Genomic DNA, 13,424 nt, shown 5'->3' with positions numbered 1-13,424 from the left:
GCTATGGCACTCCGTCAGGGGCTCGCCCCGCCTGCCGAGCCCCCGTCAGATACGCCGACACCACCACGCGCGCCCCGGGCGCCGCGTGCGCCCCATACTCCCCGTACTCCCCGTACTCCCCGTCCCTCGCGACCAGCCGCAGCTCCGCCCGGCCCCGGGCCCGCGCCCCGTACACCCGCCGCGCGTCGAACCGCTCGGCCGTGACCATCTCGACGCCCTCGACCGTGAACTCGGCCACCGTCCCGTCCACCCGGAACACCCGCACCGCGTCCCCGCGCCTGACCCCGCCGAGGCGGCGAACGACACCGGCGTCGACGGGCCCGACCAGCACCGCCGTACCCAAGGCCCCCGGCCGCGCCCCCACGCCGTACCAGCCCGCGCCACCCCGGCCCCCGCCGTGCCGGCCCGCCCCGTACCGACCCACACCGCGCCGGCCCACGCCGTACCGACCCCGGCCCCGGTCGGTGACCCGCGCCGCGATCCCCACCGACTCGACGACGACGCGCCGCGCCCGTACGGACGGCAGCGGCTCCCGGGACGGTGGCAGCGGATGCGCGGGCGGCCGCCCCACGGCCGCCACATCTCCCGTCACCGGCACCACGCCGCCCAAGCCCTCCGCGGTGTCATGGCCCCACAGCCACAGCCCGAGCAGCAGCGCCGCCCAGGCCACCCCCGCGACCGGCCGGCCGACCCGGCCGAAAACCTTCCCGTACACCGCCGTCAGCCCGACGCCGTTGCGACCGGGCGACGGCGGCGATGCACCGCGAGCCCGGCGACGGCCAGCGCCGTGCCCCCGGAGAGCACCAGGCCATACGCCTCCGCCCCGCCGAAGTCATGGCGCGCCGCGTCATCGGCCGGGGCGGGGCCCGAGTGGGCGTGGTGAGCGGTGCGCGCGGGGGCGTTGTCCTCCTGGTCCGCGACGGCGGGGCCGGCGATGGCCATGACCACCGCCGCCACACAGGCGGCCATACGGAACGTGAGGGCGAGCGAACGCATGGTGAACCTCCTGACACCACCGAGGCTCACGCGCACCGCCGGGAGCCGCATCCGCTGCGGCCCCCGGCTGCTCCGTACGGGTGAGACATACGGGTCAGGCATGCCCGGCCGGCGTCACACCCGCTCGACCAGGTCCGCGATGGAGTTCACGACCGTGGACGGCCGGAAGGGGTGCCGGTCGTCTCCGCTCTCTTGGTTCGCAGTCTGTGTACCCCTCGCGGTACGGGCGATGGCTTCCGGGTGGCAGGAAGTCTCGACATCACGCGGGCCCCAGCGTCGGACCCACCATCGCAGCCTGACGAAGATACCGAGATGACGTAGTTCCGCGCCGACCTCCGGAGCAACGTGCCGATAGCCCTCCAGACACGGCGTCAGCGACCCCGGGGTCTTCCAGGTCACCACCGCGAAGCTGGCGAGATCATAGAGGAGCGGCGCCTCCATGGCGGCGGCCCAGTCGATGAGGCCGTCCTCCCGAAGCGACTTGTCCGTGGAAGTAGCGCGTGCAGCAAGGCTGCCCCGGTCTCAAGGCAGGGGCGGTCTCGTCATGCTCTCGTCGCTGCGCGCTCTGCCAGTGGACGAAGCAGCCGGTCTCCGGCGCCCTGGCTACGCTGGGGGCGTCGCGACACAGAGTCGTCCCGGCACCCCAGCAAGCCCTTGCGTACAGGAGACCGGCAACATGGCAGAGCGTAAGCCCATCGAATCGTGGCTCACCGACATGGACGGGGTGCTGATGCACGAGGGCATCCCGGTGCCGGGAGCGGACACCTTCATCAAGAAGCTGCGCGACTCCGGCCGCCCTTTTCTGGTCCTCACCAACAATTCGATCTACACGGCACGGGATCTGCATGCCCGGCTGAGTCGTATCGGCCTGGACGTGCCTGCGGATAACATTTGGACCTCCGCTCTGGCCACCGCGAAGTTCCTCGATGACCAGCACCCCGGCGGGTCCGCCTATGTCATCGGAGAGGCCGGCCTGACGACCGCTTTGCATGAGGTCGGGTATGTCCTGACGGATACCGAGCCCGATTTCGTGATCTTGGGTGAGACTCGAACTTACTCGTTCGAGGCGATGACGAAAGCGGTCCGGCTGATCAACAGTGGCGCCCGGTTCATCGCCACGAACCCTGATGAGACCGGCCCGTCGGCAGAGGGTGCGCTCCCTGCAACAGGGGCTGTCGCAGCGCTGATCACTGCGGCTACCGGCAAGAAGCCGTATTTCATCGGCAAGCCGAACCCCCTGATGATGCGGACCGCGCTCAACACGATCGGGGGGCACTCGGAGACCAGCGCGATGATCGGCGACCGGATGGACACGGACATTCTTGCCGGGCTGGAAGCCGGGATGGAGACCTTCTTGGTACTCACCGGGTTGACGACCGAGGAGGACATCAACCGCTACCCGTACCGGCCGACCCACGTCAAGGACTCAATCGCAGGCCTGGTCGACTTCGTTTGATCCCTTCGGAGTCGGCTGAACCGTCGTTTCCACAGGTCAGCGACTCAGTGCACCTTCAGTGCGTGCTGCGGGCGTAGTAGATGCCACGGCGCGCGCCGATGTGCTTCCGGGCTCCGGAATTCCTGAGCCGCGGACCCGCAGCGGGCGCTCCAGCGCGACAGAGCCGGGCGGGCGGCCGATCCTGGTGGGGAAGGGCCGCGCCTGACAAGGCCTCTTCCGCTCCCTCGCGAAGGAGATTCACATGGGCATCAAGGACAAGCTCAAGGACGCGATCAACAAGGGCCAGGACCGGGCGCGGCACGCCGCGCGCAAGGGCGGCAAGGGGACCGCCGACCAGCCGCGGAGCAACGCGGAGAAACTGGACGAAGAGCTCCGCCGCCGGGGCGAGCCGCCCAGAGGGCAGTAACGGCCGCCGGGCCTCACCGCCTCGGACGCCGGGACCTGACCACCAGCGCGGTGCCGACGGCGACGAGTACGCCACTGAGCACGGCGAGTCCGAGGAGCACGACGCCCCGGCCCGTCGCGGCGAGTTCGGGCGGCAGATGGTCGCGACTGCTGCCCTCGCCGCGGGGGCCGGGGGTGGCGTCGGTGCGGGCGGGCGTCTCCTTTCCGGGGCCGCCGGTGCGCCCGCCGACGCCGGTCCCCTGATCGGTACGGGGCTTGGGCTCGGGCTCGGCAGGGGGCTCCCCGGTGTGGAGCCCGTCGGTGCTGGGCTCACCGGTGCTGGGCTCACCGGTGCGGGAGCCGTCCGTACGGGGCTTCCCCGTCTTCCCCGCGCCGGCCCCGCTCTCCTCCCCCGCCGCGCGCTCGATCCGGAAGTCGTAGTCGCCGGACTGGCCGACCCAGTCCCCGTCGTCCGCGCGGCGCTCCATGGTGATGACGTTCGCGGTGACGGGGCCGGTCGGCGTTGAGCCGGTGAACCGGGACCGCACCCGCACCTTCACGCTCCCGCGGGCGGGCACCGTGAAGCCCTGGAACGGGTCGTCGAAGACGCCGATGTTCTCGTCCTCGTCTGTGGTCTCGAAGGAGACGGGCCGCCATCGGCCGCCGTCGGCGTTGTCGGCGTTGTCGGCGTTGTCGGCGTTGTCGGCGTAAGGGTCGAGGAACTCCATCCGGATGTGGCCGGGCCGCAGCGCGTGCGCGCGGTCGACGAGGATCGCGATGGGGTGGATGGCGCGGCACTCGGCGCGCGTGGTGTTGCGCAGCTCCAGGTGCCAGGCGCGCCAGCCGCCGCCCCGCGCGTACCGGGCCGGCCCGCCGTACAGCCGGGCGTCGATCGGGAAGTGGGGGCTTCCCCGCCGCCCGCAGGAGGGCACGGACGCCGACGCGGACGCGGACGCGGACTGGACGGTTCCGCACCACCCCGCCGACACCAGCAGCGCGAGCGCGGCAGCGGCGGCGGACGGGGCGGCTGCTCGGACGACGAGGGGGGAGGGCGAGCGCATGGGCGACCTCTGCTGCGGTGATTTCCCGAGTGCCCTGCTGTTTTCCACTCCGGGGGAACGACACGCGGCCGACCGGGCCGATTCCCTCCGGCTGGCGGTCAACAACCCCTCGATCAGCCCATCGGCTCATCACCCCATTCGCCCCATCACCCCACCGCGAACAGCGGCGCCAGCACCAGCTGCGCCGCGCCCTCCACGACCGCCCGGCCGCCCCGGCCGACCACGTCCACCGGGACCGTACGGCCGCCGGACCGCGCCGCGTCCGCGGCCAGCGTCTCGGCCACGCCGCGCGCGTACGGCTCGGGTGCGGCCAGCACGACCCGGCCGCCGAGCAACACCCGGTCGATGTCGAGCAGCCGTACGAGGTTGGCGGCGCCGACGCCGAGCAGCCGCGCCGCCCGGGCCGGGTCGCCGTCCGCGACCGCGGCCAGGCACAGCGCCTCCAGGCAGCCGCGGTTGCCGCAGCCGCAGGGCGGCCCGTCCAGCTGGATGACCTGGTGCCCGAACTCGCCCGCGTCGGTGCGGGCTCCCCGGTGGACGGCCCCACCGAGGACGAGTCCGGCGCCCAGGCCGGTGCCCAGGTGCAGATACGCGAAGGACCCGGCGGGGAAGGACCCGGCGGCGCGCTGCCGGGCGTGGCCGACGGTGAGCCCGAGGGCGGCGGCGTTGGTGTCCTTGTCCAGGACGACGGGGAGGCCGAGCCGCTCGGCGAGCGCGTCCCGCAGCGGGAAGCCGTCCCAGCGGGGGAAGCCGGTGACGCGGCGCAGCACCCCGGAGCCGTGGTCGAGCGGCCCGGGGGCGGCGACCCCGACCCCGAGCAGCCCGTCGCGGCCGCCGTCGGCCTCGGCGAGCAGCGCCTCGACCTCGCCGCCGGCCACGGCGACGGCCTCCTCGGCCCCCGCTCCGAAGTCGAAGGGGACCGTGCGCCGGCCGAGCGGCGCGCCCGCGAGGTCGACCAGCGCGGCCGTCAGCTCGTCGCGGTCCAGGTGCAGCCCGATCGCCCGCCGCGCGCCCGGGACCAGCCGCAGGACCGTAGGCGGCTTGCCGCCGGTGGACGCCCGGTGGCCCGCCTCGGCGGCCAGGCCGTCCGCCCGCAGCCGGGCCGTGATCTTGCTGACGGCCTGCGGGGTCAGCCCGGTCTGCGCGGCCAGCTCCAGACGGCTGACCCCGCCCTCACCCGCGTCCCGCAGGAGGCCGAGGACGAGGGCCGCGTTGTGGCCGCGCAGGGCGGCCAGATTGGCTCCGGCCCCGGCCGCCGGGGACATCCCGCTGTTCACGCCCCTGTTCACACCCCTGTTCACGCCTCCATTGTGGCTCCCGCTTGCGCTTCCGCAACAGTGTTGTCAAAGTAGACGCTATGGCTGACATGGCTGACATGGCTGACACCGGAACCGGCACTCCCGGCTCCACCCCCGTACGCGTCGCCCTCATCGGCTTCGGCCTGGCGGGCTCCGTCTTCCACGCCCCCCTGATCGCCGCCACGGACGGCCTCGTCCTCGACACCGTGGTCACCGCCAGCCCGGAGCGGCAGCGGCAGGCCGCCGACGAGTACCCGGGGGTGCGCCTCGCCGCCTCCGCCGACGAGCTGTGGCCGCGCGCCGGCGAGCTGGGCCTGGTCGTCATCGCGTCCCCCAACCGCACCCACGTCGACCTCGCGCGCGCCGCCCTGGAGGCCGGGCTTCCGGTCGTCGTCGACAAGCCGCTCGCCGCGACCGCCGCCGAGGCCGAGGAACTGGCCGCCCTCGCCGAGCGCCGCGGCCTGCTGCTGAGCGTCTTCCAGAACCGCCGCTGGGACAACGACTTCCGTACGCTGCGCAAGCTGATCGCCGAGGGCGCGCTCGGCGAGGTGCAGCGCTTCGAGTCCCGCTTCGAGCGCTGGCGCCCCCAGCTCAAGGGCGGCTGGCGCGAGTCCGGCGACCCGGCCGAGGTCGGCGGGCTGCTGTACGACCTGGGCAGCCACCTCGTCGACCAGGCCCTCACCCTCTTCGGGCCGGTCGCCTCCGTCTACGCCGAGGTCGATGTGCGCCGCCCCGGCGCCCGCACCGACGACGACACCTTCGTCGCCCTCACCCACATCCGCGGCGTCCGCTCCCATCTGTGGATGAGCGCGATCACCGCCCAACTCGGCCCGCGCTTCCGGGTCCTGGGCAGCCAGGCGGGCTATGTGAAGTACGGCCTCGACCCCCAGGAGGCCGCCCTCCGCGAGGGCCTGCGCCCCGGCGCCGACAGCGGCACCCCCTGGGGCGCCGAACCCGAAGCCGCCTGGGGCCGGCTGGGCGCCGGGGAATCGCCCCTGACCGGCGGCGGCGAGCCCGTACCCACCCTCCCGGGCGACTACCCCGCCTACTACCGCGCCATCGTCGGCGCCCTCCGCGAAGGCACCACCCCACCGGTCACCGCCGCCGAGGCCGCGGCCGCCCTCCGCATCCTGGAGGCGGCCCGCACCTCGGCCGCGGAGGGCCGTACGGTCCGGATCACGACCCCGGCGTAGGCGGCGGCGACCGGTCAAGGGCGCGCCGTCACGCGTCCTTGAACTCCTGGCGCTGCCGCCCCAGCCCGTCGATCTCCAGCTCCACGACGTCCCCGGCCCGCAGATACGGCTTGGGCTCGGGCTGCCCCAAGGCCACGCCCGCCGGGGTGCCGGTGTTGATGACGTCACCCGGGTAGAGGGTCATGAACTGGCTGAGGTAGCGGACCACCTGGGCCACCGGGAAGATCTGGTCCGCGGTGGTGCCGTCCTGCTTGAGCTCGCCGTTCACCCACAGCCTCAAGGCCAGCGCCTGGGGGTCGGGGATCTCGTCGGCGGTCACCAGCCAGGGGCCGAGGGGGTTGAAGGTCTCGCAGTTCTTGCCCTTGTCCCACTGGCCGCCGCGCTCGATCTGGAACGCCCGCTCCGAGACATCGTGGGCGACGGCGTAGCCGGCGACCGAGGCGAGCGCCTCCTCGTCGGATTCGAGGTAGCGGGCGGTGCGCCCGATGACGACGGCCAGCTCCACCTCCCAGTCGGTCTTCTCGCTGCCGCGCGGCACCAGGACCGTGTCCTCGGGGCCGACGACCGTGTCCGGGGCCTTCATGAAGAGGATCGGCTCCTCGGGGATCGAGGCGCCGGTCTCCGTGGCGTGGTCGTGGTAGTTCAGCCCGATGCACACGATCTTGCCGATACGGCCCAGCGGCGGGCCGATCCGGGAGTCCGCGGCATCCAGCGCGGGCAGTTCCCCGGACGCGGCCGCCTCGCGGATCCGGGCGAGCGCCGCCTCGTCGGCGAGCAGGGCCCCGTCGATGTCCTTGACCAGGCCCGACAGATCGCGCGGGGTGCCCGACTCGTCGAGCACCGCCGGGCGTTCGGCCCCCGCGGGTCCGACACGCAGCAGCTTCATCCTGATGACTCCTGTAAGTCGAAGGGGCGGTCCTGGCTGGCGATCCTCCAAGAGCGGCGTCCACTCCGCAAGACTCCGTTCATCTACTGGACCGCCCACCCCCTTTGGTCCTGTCCTGCGCCCTGGCCACCCCCGCTCCGCTTCCTCCCCTGGACTCCCGGCCCGTGCGGTGCAGCAGGGCCCGCTCGACCGCCGTCCAGGTCGTGGTGGTGGCCAGGTACAGCCCGGCCGCGAGCGGCACCAGGGCGGCGGTGACAAGCGTGCCGAAGGACAGCAGGGGCAGCAGCCTGGCCGCCCCTGCCGGGACCCCGGCGGCGGGCGGCTGGGCGGCGGCCGCCTTGCGGGCGCGTAGGTACGTCCAGGCCGCCACCGCCGCGATCAGTACGAACAGGGCGAGGTAGACCGTCCCGTGCGGCCCGGCCAGGTCCCCGCCCCACCGGCCGCCCAGCGGGGCGCCCGCCAGGGTGTGGTCCAGGAGGTCTCCGGCGCCGCTGCCGGTGGAGAACAGGTGGTACATCACGAAGAAGACGGGGAGCTGGACGAGCATCGGCAGGCAACCCGCGACCGGGGAGACCGACTCCTTCTCGTACAGCTCGGCCATGGCGCGCCGCAGCCGCTCGGGGTCGCGCTTGTGACGGCGGTTCAGCTCGGCCATCTTCGGCGCGAGCGCGGTGCGCGCCTTCTCGCCGCGCACGGCCGCGCGGGCGAGCGGATGGAGCGCGGCGCGCACGCACAGCGTGAACAGGACGATCGCGGCGGCCGTCGCGGACGCCCCGAACAACGGTGCGAGACGGTCGGCCAGCCAGCTGAGCAACGTGCCCAGCGCGGCGAAAACAGACATGGGGAAGCCCTCCACGGGATCTCGTCGTGGTGCCGGAATCCGATGCCGGAATCCGATGCCGGAATCCGATGCCGGAATCGGTGAGTCGGCGTGACGAGCCGCGTGGGCTCCGCGATGAAGCTACGGGAAATGAAGCTACGGGAGAGGAGCGCCTACGCGGCCGTCGGCAGACGACGGCCCGGCGCTCGCGGCCGCGGCCGGCCGGAAGCGTCGGGATCCCGCTGGGCCAGGAACGCCGTGCGGCGCTCCCTGTCCCGTATCGCGGTGCGTATGCGCCCCGGCGGAAGCGGGGCGAGGCAGCGCGCGGCCAGCAGCGCGCAGGTCAGCAGCGCGGTGGCGATCGTGGCGGTCGCGGCGAGGGCGACGGCGCTGAGCAGGCCGGTGTGGGTGAGAAGCGATCCGGTCAGCAGGAACAGGAGCACGCCGAGGTGCATTCGCAGCACTTCGATGCGGTGGACCATCCGGCTCCCCCTCCCCCATTTGACGCACCCGAGCCCGCAACGCCCTTGCCCCGCTGCTCCGTTCGTGTGCGAGATTCACACGCGAGTCTAGTCCCCGCCACCGACAGCGCGCGGCTCGGCCGCCTTCAGCCTGCCCCACACCACCAGCCGGTACCGGGAGGTGTACTCCGGGGTGCAGGTCGTCAGCGTGATGTAGGAGCCCGGCTCGGTGTAGCGGTAGCGCGGATGCGTCGAGCTGTACGGCACCGCCGCGACGACCGTGCCGTCGGAGGGCGAGGTGCGCGGCAGGGTCCGCTCGACGACATACGTGTAGCGACCGCCGGCGGTGTCGACGCGGACCGTGTCGCCCGGGCGCACCTCGTCGAGGTGGCGGAACGGCTCGCCGTGCGTGTTGCGGTGGCCCGCGAGCGCGAAGTTGCCCGCCCGGCCGGGCTGCGCGGTCTTCGAGTAGTGCCCCACGTACCCCTTGTTGAGCACCCCGGCCCTGCTGATGCCCTCGGCCACGGGGGCGGTCAGCCCGATGCGGGGGATGCGCAGCACGGCGTACGCCTGGTCCCGGCGCGGGGCCCGGCTCCCGGCGGCCGCCGGGGAGGTACGCGCCGCCGCGCGGCCGGAGTCCGGGTCGGCGGCCCCGGACGGGTCGCCCCCGGACGGATCCTCGGCCGAGCCGTCCCCGGTCCCCGCCCCGCCGCGCCACTCCCGCTCCAGCGCGGCCACTTCCCGCTTGGCGCCCTCCCGCGCCTGCCGGTTGGTCCACCACAGCTGGTGGACGACGAAGAGCAGCATGACGAGCCCGAGGGTGACGGTGATCTCCGCCCCGGTCCACAGGACTCGCGCCAGGACGGCCCGCCGCGGGCGCCGCCCCCGTACGACCACCGGTAACCGCTGCCGTCGCACGCCGACCTCCCTCCGGTCGGGGCACCATAGGCCCTGCGGCCCGCACTCTCCAGAGCCCCGCACCCTCCAGAGCCCCGCATTCTCCAGGGCAACGCACTCTCCGGAGCAACAAGCGCCAAACCCGCTCCGCTACGCGCCCAGCAGCCGCGAGACCGAATAGATCACCAGCCCGGCCAGCGCACCCACGACCGTGCCGTTGATCCGGATGAACTGGAGGTCCCGCCCGATGTGCGCCTCGATCTTCCGCGAGGTGTGCTCCGCGTCCCAGCCCGCCACGGTCTCGGTGATCAGCGAGGTGATCTCGTCCCGGTAGGTGGTGACCACATACACCGCCGCGTCCTCCAGCCACCCGTCGACCTTCGCCCGCAGCCGCCCCTCCGTGGCCAGCCGCGTACCGAGCGAGAGGATCGCCGCCCGCGCCCGCAGCCGCAGCTCGCTGCGCTCGTCCTCGGCCGCCGCGACGATCATCGCCCGTACGGAGGCCCACGCCGAGGCGATCAGGTCCTGCACCTCGCTCCGCCCCAGCACCTCCCCCTTCAGTCGCTCCACCCGCGCCCGGGTGTCCGTGTCGGACTGCAGATCGCCCGCGAAGTCGGCCAGGAAGCGGTCCAGCGCCCCGCGCGCCGGGTGCCCCGGCATATCGCGCATCTCGCTGACGAACCGGAGCAGCTCCTTGTAGACCCGCTCGCCGACCTTCCGGTCGACGAACCGCGGCGTCCAGCCGGGCGCCCCGCCCGCCACCGCCTCCATCACCGACTCGTTGTGCTCGACGAGCCAGTCGTGGGCGCGCAGGCACACCAGGTCCACGACCCGGTGGTGCCCGCCGTCCGCGACGATCCGCTCCAGCATCTTGCCGAGGCCCGGCGCGATCTCCTGCGCGTCCGCGCGCCGGGTGATCGCCTCGCCCACCACGGCCTGGACGTCGGAGTCGCGCAGCACCGTGAGCGCGCCGCGCAGGGCCGTCGCCAGTTCGGCCGTCACCCGGTCGGCGTGGGCGGGATCGGCCAGCCAGGTGCCCAGCCGGCTGCCGATGCCGACGGACCGCAGCCGCAGCCGCACCACGTCGCCGGAGAGGAAGTTCTCGCCGACGAACTCGCCGAGGCTCACCCCCAGCTGGTCCTTCTTGGTCGGGATGATCGCGGTGTGCGGGATCGGCAGCCCCATGGGCCGCCGGAACAGCGCGGTCACCGCGAACCAGTCGGCCAGGGCGCCGACCATCCCGGCCTCGGCGGCCGCGGCCGCGTACCCGGCCCAGCCGCCCGCGCCGGCCGACCGCGCCCAGGTGGCCAGCGCGTACACGGCGGCGACGGCCAGCAGCATCCCCGTCGCGATCGTCTTCATCCGGCGCACGCCGCGGCGCTTCTCCGCGTCCAGAGGGCTGTCCGAGGAGAAGGCGGCCCTCGCGGCCGCAGGCGGCGGCCCCGTCTCACCCGTCGTCGTCGAGTCCATCCGGTCCATCCGGTCCATTCGCTCCACTCGGTCGAGCCGTCCCCTCGGTCATTGTCTCTTTCTGCCAGTCCTGATTTCTGTCGCCTCTGGAGTGGAACGTACGGGCGGTTCCCATCGTCTGAGTGGGCGAGTGGCCCTGTACGCCAGGGGCAGGCCGACGGGCGGACGCGTGCCGCGCCATGGGATCATGGTGAGCCGACCGGACCGCAGCGACGCCGCTGTTCTCTCACCGTTCCCGTCCACTTTCGGAGCCCAGGGTTCCGTCTGCCCGAGGAGACACCCGTCCATGAGCGTGCCCCCCATGCCCAGACGCACGGCCTACGCCGTGCTCGCTGCGCTGGCGGCTGTGGTGGTCCTCGTCTCGACCGCGATATTCATCGGGGTCGGCAACAGTGACGGCAACATCGACGCCACCGCCCGCGAGCCCCGTAGCTCCGCCGCTCCGGCCTCGGCCGGCGCCTGGGTGGGCACCTGGTCCACGTCCGCCGCGGCGGCCGAGCCGAACACGCTCCGGGGCTATGCCGGCATGTCGATACGGAACGTCGTCCACACCAGTGTCGGCGGCAGCCAGGCGCGTATCCAGCTGTCCAACTTCTACAGCGCCCGCCCGCTGACGATCACGCACGCCTCGCTGGCCCTGGCGGCCGCCCCCAGCAACCCCACCGCCGCCGCGGGCACGATGCGCCGCCTCACCTTCGGCGAGCGCTCGTGGGTGACCATCCCGCCGGGCCGGGCCGTCACCAGCGACCCGGTGCGGCTGGACATCCCGGCCGCCGCCGACCTGCTGGTGACCACCTACGCCCCGCGCGCCTCCGGCTCGGTGACCTACCACCCGCACGCCCGCCAGACCTCCTACCTGGCGCGCGGCGACCGTACGGAGGACACCGCCGGGGTGGCCTACACCGAGCAGAGCCCCTACTGGCGCTATCTGACGGCCGTGGACGTGTGGAGCAGGGAGGCGCAGGGCGCCGTCGCCGTCATCGGCGACTCCATCACCGACGGCATCACCTCCACCGCCGGGGCCAACCACCGCTGGACCGACTTCCTCGCCGAGCGGCTGCGCACCGAGCCCGAGGCGCCCCGCTACGGCGTGCTCAACTCGGGCATCAGCGGCAACCGCGTACTGAGCGACGGCACCCAGGTCCCGCCGAACAACCCCAGTGCCCTGTCCCGCTTCCAGCGCGATGTGCTCTCCCGTACGGGCGTCAGGGCCGTCGTCGTCGAGCTGGGCGTCAACGACATACTGCGGACCCCGCACCAGACCGACCCGGACACGATCGTCGCCGGGCTGCGCCGGCTGACCGAGCAGGCGCACGCGCGCGGGCTGCGCGTCATCGGGGCCACCCTGGCGCCCTTCTACGGCCACCGCGGCTACTCCTCCCAGCTGGACGCCGTCCGCCAGCAGGTCAACACGCAGATCCGGGCCGGCCGGGTCTTCGACGGCGTGGTCGACTTCGACCAGGCGCTGCGCGACCCGATGTTCCCGATGCGGCTGCGCCCGTCGTACGACTCGGGCGACCACCTCCACCCGAGCGACGAGGGCTACCGGGCGATGGCGCGGGCGCTGGACCTGCGGGACCTCAAGGGCGGCGCGGCAGCCGCGCTCTAGCCGACCGACCGGCTCAGTCCCAGTCGCCGCTCAGTCCCAGCCGCCGCTCAGTCCCAGTCGCGCTTCCCCAGGGACGGGCGCTCCGCCGACCCGCGCCGCTCGCGCCGCTCGGCATGGCGCTCCCGGCGTTCCGCGTGGCGCTCGGCCCGCAGCTCCCGCCGCTCGGCGTGGCGCTCGGCCTGGAGCCGTTTGCGGTCCTCCTTGAGGCGCTTGCGCTCCTCCTTGCGCAGCTTGCGCTCCACCGCCACACCGCCGAACAGCGCGAGGCCGGTGACGGTCACCCGCGGCGAGCCCGGCGAGCCCTCACCGGACCCGCTGTGGTCGAAGGCGCCCAGAATGCCGACGCCGCCGACCTGCACATCCATGTCCGGCGGGGCCGTGACCTGAATCCCGCCCATGATCGCGAAGCAGCGGATCACCGTGTCGCGGTCCTCGAAGCGGGCCTCGCGCAGATCGATCTCCCCGCCGCCCCAGAAGACGAACGAGGTGAAGCGGCGCGCCACGGTCCAGCGGCCCTTGCGCTGAAAGCCGCCCATGAGCGCGATCCCGGTCCGGGAGGTCGGCGTGGCGCCGATCCGCTCCGCCCAGCCGCCCTCGGACGCGGGCACGGGGGCTGCGGCGGCCGGGCGGCCTGGCACCGGGAGGTCCCGTACGAGCGGTTCGAGTTCGGCATGGGTCCGGGCCCGGTACGCCGCGTCCAGCCGCTCCTCGAACTCCTCCATGGTGAGGCGTCCTTCGGCGACGCCGTCCCGAAGCGCGTCGGCGATCCGCTCGCGCTCGGCGTCCGAGGCCCGCATCGCCAGCCCGGTCTGAGGTTCGGGTGTCATATCCCCCGAGGATGCACCGCTCGTCATACGGACAGGTTAACGGCGTAAGGCCGTGCGGCCCACGCC

Annotated in this window: 14 protein-coding genes; 4 read left to right on the top strand and 10 right to left on the bottom strand. The window is 73.5% G+C overall.

The features are described from left to right. Position 1: 1 nt before the first annotated feature. On the bottom strand, positions 2 to 715 hold the full coding sequence (locus tag ACWY4P_RS33445) for a sortase domain-containing protein (protein WP_456204270.1): 714 nt from the start codon (positions 713 to 715) through the stop codon (positions 2 to 4). A 5-nt stretch (positions 716 to 720) separates the two neighbouring features. Then, positions 721 to 996 (bottom strand): hypothetical protein, encoded by a 276-nt coding sequence (locus ACWY4P_RS33440; RefSeq protein ID WP_456204269.1) that lies wholly within the window; start codon positions 994 to 996, stop codon positions 721 to 723. A gap of 676 nt (positions 997 to 1,672) precedes the next feature. On the opposite strand from ACWY4P_RS33440, the gene ACWY4P_RS33435 reads away from it, so the two are divergent. Together ACWY4P_RS33435 and ACWY4P_RS33430 are read left to right on the top strand one after the other, a co-directional pair. Then, the gene (locus ACWY4P_RS33435; protein ID WP_456204268.1) at positions 1,673 to 2,452 is read left to right on the top strand and encodes an HAD-IIA family hydrolase; all 780 of its coding nucleotides are present in this window, start codon (positions 1,673 to 1,675) and stop codon (positions 2,450 to 2,452) included. A gap of 241 nt (positions 2,453 to 2,693) precedes the next feature. Continuing rightward, a complete protein-coding gene (locus tag ACWY4P_RS33430) occupies positions 2,694 to 2,858 on the top strand; it encodes an antitoxin (RefSeq protein WP_456204267.1) in 165 nt (54 codons plus the stop codon). Positions 2,859 to 2,871: 13 nt separating this feature from the next. Here the strand turns inward: ACWY4P_RS33430 and ACWY4P_RS33425 are convergent, their stop codons facing one another. Continuing rightward, on the bottom strand, positions 2,872 to 3,897 hold the full coding sequence (locus tag ACWY4P_RS33425) for a hypothetical protein (RefSeq protein WP_456204266.1): 1,026 nt from the start codon (positions 3,895 to 3,897) through the stop codon (positions 2,872 to 2,874). A gap of 146 nt (positions 3,898 to 4,043) precedes the next feature. Then, on the bottom strand, positions 4,044 to 5,162 hold the full coding sequence (locus ACWY4P_RS33420; protein WP_456213147.1) for an ROK family transcriptional regulator: 1,119 nt from the start codon (positions 5,160 to 5,162) through the stop codon (positions 4,044 to 4,046). A gap of 110 nt (positions 5,163 to 5,272) precedes the next feature. Here ACWY4P_RS33420 and ACWY4P_RS33415 point away from each other — a divergent pair, with 110 nt between their 5' ends. Continuing rightward, the gene (locus tag ACWY4P_RS33415) at positions 5,273 to 6,388 is read left to right on the top strand and encodes a Gfo/Idh/MocA family oxidoreductase (protein ID WP_456204265.1); all 1,116 of its coding nucleotides are present in this window, start codon (positions 5,273 to 5,275) and stop codon (positions 6,386 to 6,388) included. 28 nt (positions 6,389 to 6,416) lie between these two features. Here the strand turns inward: ACWY4P_RS33415 and ACWY4P_RS33410 are convergent, their stop codons facing one another. The 5 genes from ACWY4P_RS33410 to ACWY4P_RS33390 form a co-directional block, all read right to left on the bottom strand. Next, positions 6,417 to 7,274: a fumarylacetoacetate hydrolase family protein gene (locus tag ACWY4P_RS33410; protein WP_456204264.1), complete on the bottom strand. Its 858-nt coding sequence runs from the start codon at positions 7,272 to 7,274 to the stop codon at positions 6,417 to 6,419. Between the two features lie 79 nt (positions 7,275 to 7,353). Then, positions 7,354 to 8,115 carry a YidC/Oxa1 family membrane protein insertase gene (locus ACWY4P_RS33405; protein WP_456204263.1) on the bottom strand — a complete coding sequence of 254 codons (762 nt, stop codon included), beginning with the start codon at positions 8,113 to 8,115 and terminating at the stop codon, positions 7,354 to 7,356. Between the two features lie 152 nt (positions 8,116 to 8,267). Next, a complete protein-coding gene (locus tag ACWY4P_RS33400; RefSeq protein WP_456204262.1) occupies positions 8,268 to 8,576 on the bottom strand; it encodes a DUF6412 domain-containing protein in 309 nt (102 codons plus the stop codon). Positions 8,577 to 8,663: 87 nt separating this feature from the next. After that, positions 8,664 to 9,473 (bottom strand): class E sortase, encoded by an 810-nt coding sequence (locus tag ACWY4P_RS33395; protein ID WP_456204261.1) that lies wholly within the window; start codon positions 9,471 to 9,473, stop codon positions 8,664 to 8,666. Positions 9,474 to 9,602: 129 nt separating this feature from the next. After that, the gene (locus ACWY4P_RS33390) at positions 9,603 to 10,940 is read right to left on the bottom strand and encodes a DUF445 domain-containing protein (RefSeq protein WP_456204260.1); all 1,338 of its coding nucleotides are present in this window, start codon (positions 10,938 to 10,940) and stop codon (positions 9,603 to 9,605) included. Positions 10,941 to 11,208: 268 nt separating this feature from the next. Between ACWY4P_RS33390 and ACWY4P_RS33385 the strand changes: the two genes are divergently transcribed. Next, complete coding sequence (locus ACWY4P_RS33385; RefSeq protein WP_456204259.1) at positions 11,209 to 12,531, top strand: SGNH/GDSL hydrolase family protein; 1,323 nt, start codon at positions 11,209 to 11,211, stop codon at positions 12,529 to 12,531. A gap of 47 nt (positions 12,532 to 12,578) precedes the next feature. Here ACWY4P_RS33385 and ACWY4P_RS33380 read toward each other — a convergent pair whose 3' ends face one another. Further along, entirely contained in the window at positions 12,579 to 13,358 is a 780-nt protein-coding gene (locus tag ACWY4P_RS33380; RefSeq protein WP_456204258.1) for a DUF1707 SHOCT-like domain-containing protein, read from the bottom strand. Positions 13,359 to 13,424: the final 66 nt, after the last annotated feature.

The organism is Streptomyces sp. LZ34 (assembly GCF_053890475.1).
Note: the sequence above shows the minus strand (reverse complement) of the source record. Positions and strands in the feature narration are given on the sequence as shown.

Coding starts and splice junctions, on each gene's coding strand:
- ACWY4P_RS33440 (WP_456204269.1), bottom strand. CDS start 996: ATGCGTTCGCTCGCCCTCACGTTCCGTATGGCCGCCTGTGTGGCGGCG.
- ACWY4P_RS33435 (WP_456204268.1), top strand. CDS start 1,673: ATGGCAGAGCGTAAGCCCATCGAATCGTGGCTCACCGACATGGACGGG.
- ACWY4P_RS33430 (WP_456204267.1), top strand. CDS start 2,694: ATGGGCATCAAGGACAAGCTCAAGGACGCGATCAACAAGGGCCAGGAC.
- ACWY4P_RS33425 (WP_456204266.1), bottom strand. CDS start 3,897: ATGCGCTCGCCCTCCCCCCTCGTCGTCCGAGCAGCCGCCCCGTCCGCC.
- ACWY4P_RS33420 (WP_456213147.1), bottom strand. CDS start 5,162: ATGTCCCCGGCGGCCGGGGCCGGAGCCAATCTGGCCGCCCTGCGCGGC.
- ACWY4P_RS33415 (WP_456204265.1), top strand. CDS start 5,273: ATGGCTGACACCGGAACCGGCACTCCCGGCTCCACCCCCGTACGCGTC.
- ACWY4P_RS33410 (WP_456204264.1), bottom strand. CDS start 7,274: ATGAAGCTGCTGCGTGTCGGACCCGCGGGGGCCGAACGCCCGGCGGTG.
- ACWY4P_RS33405 (WP_456204263.1), bottom strand. CDS start 8,115: ATGTCTGTTTTCGCCGCGCTGGGCACGTTGCTCAGCTGGCTGGCCGAC.
- ACWY4P_RS33400 (WP_456204262.1), bottom strand. CDS start 8,576: ATGGTCCACCGCATCGAAGTGCTGCGAATGCACCTCGGCGTGCTCCTG.
- ACWY4P_RS33390 (WP_456204260.1), bottom strand. CDS start 10,940: ATGGACCGGATGGACCGGATGGACTCGACGACGACGGGTGAGACGGGG.
- ACWY4P_RS33385 (WP_456204259.1), top strand. CDS start 11,209: ATGAGCGTGCCCCCCATGCCCAGACGCACGGCCTACGCCGTGCTCGCT.
- ACWY4P_RS33380 (WP_456204258.1), bottom strand. CDS start 13,358: ATGACACCCGAACCTCAGACCGGGCTGGCGATGCGGGCCTCGGACGCC.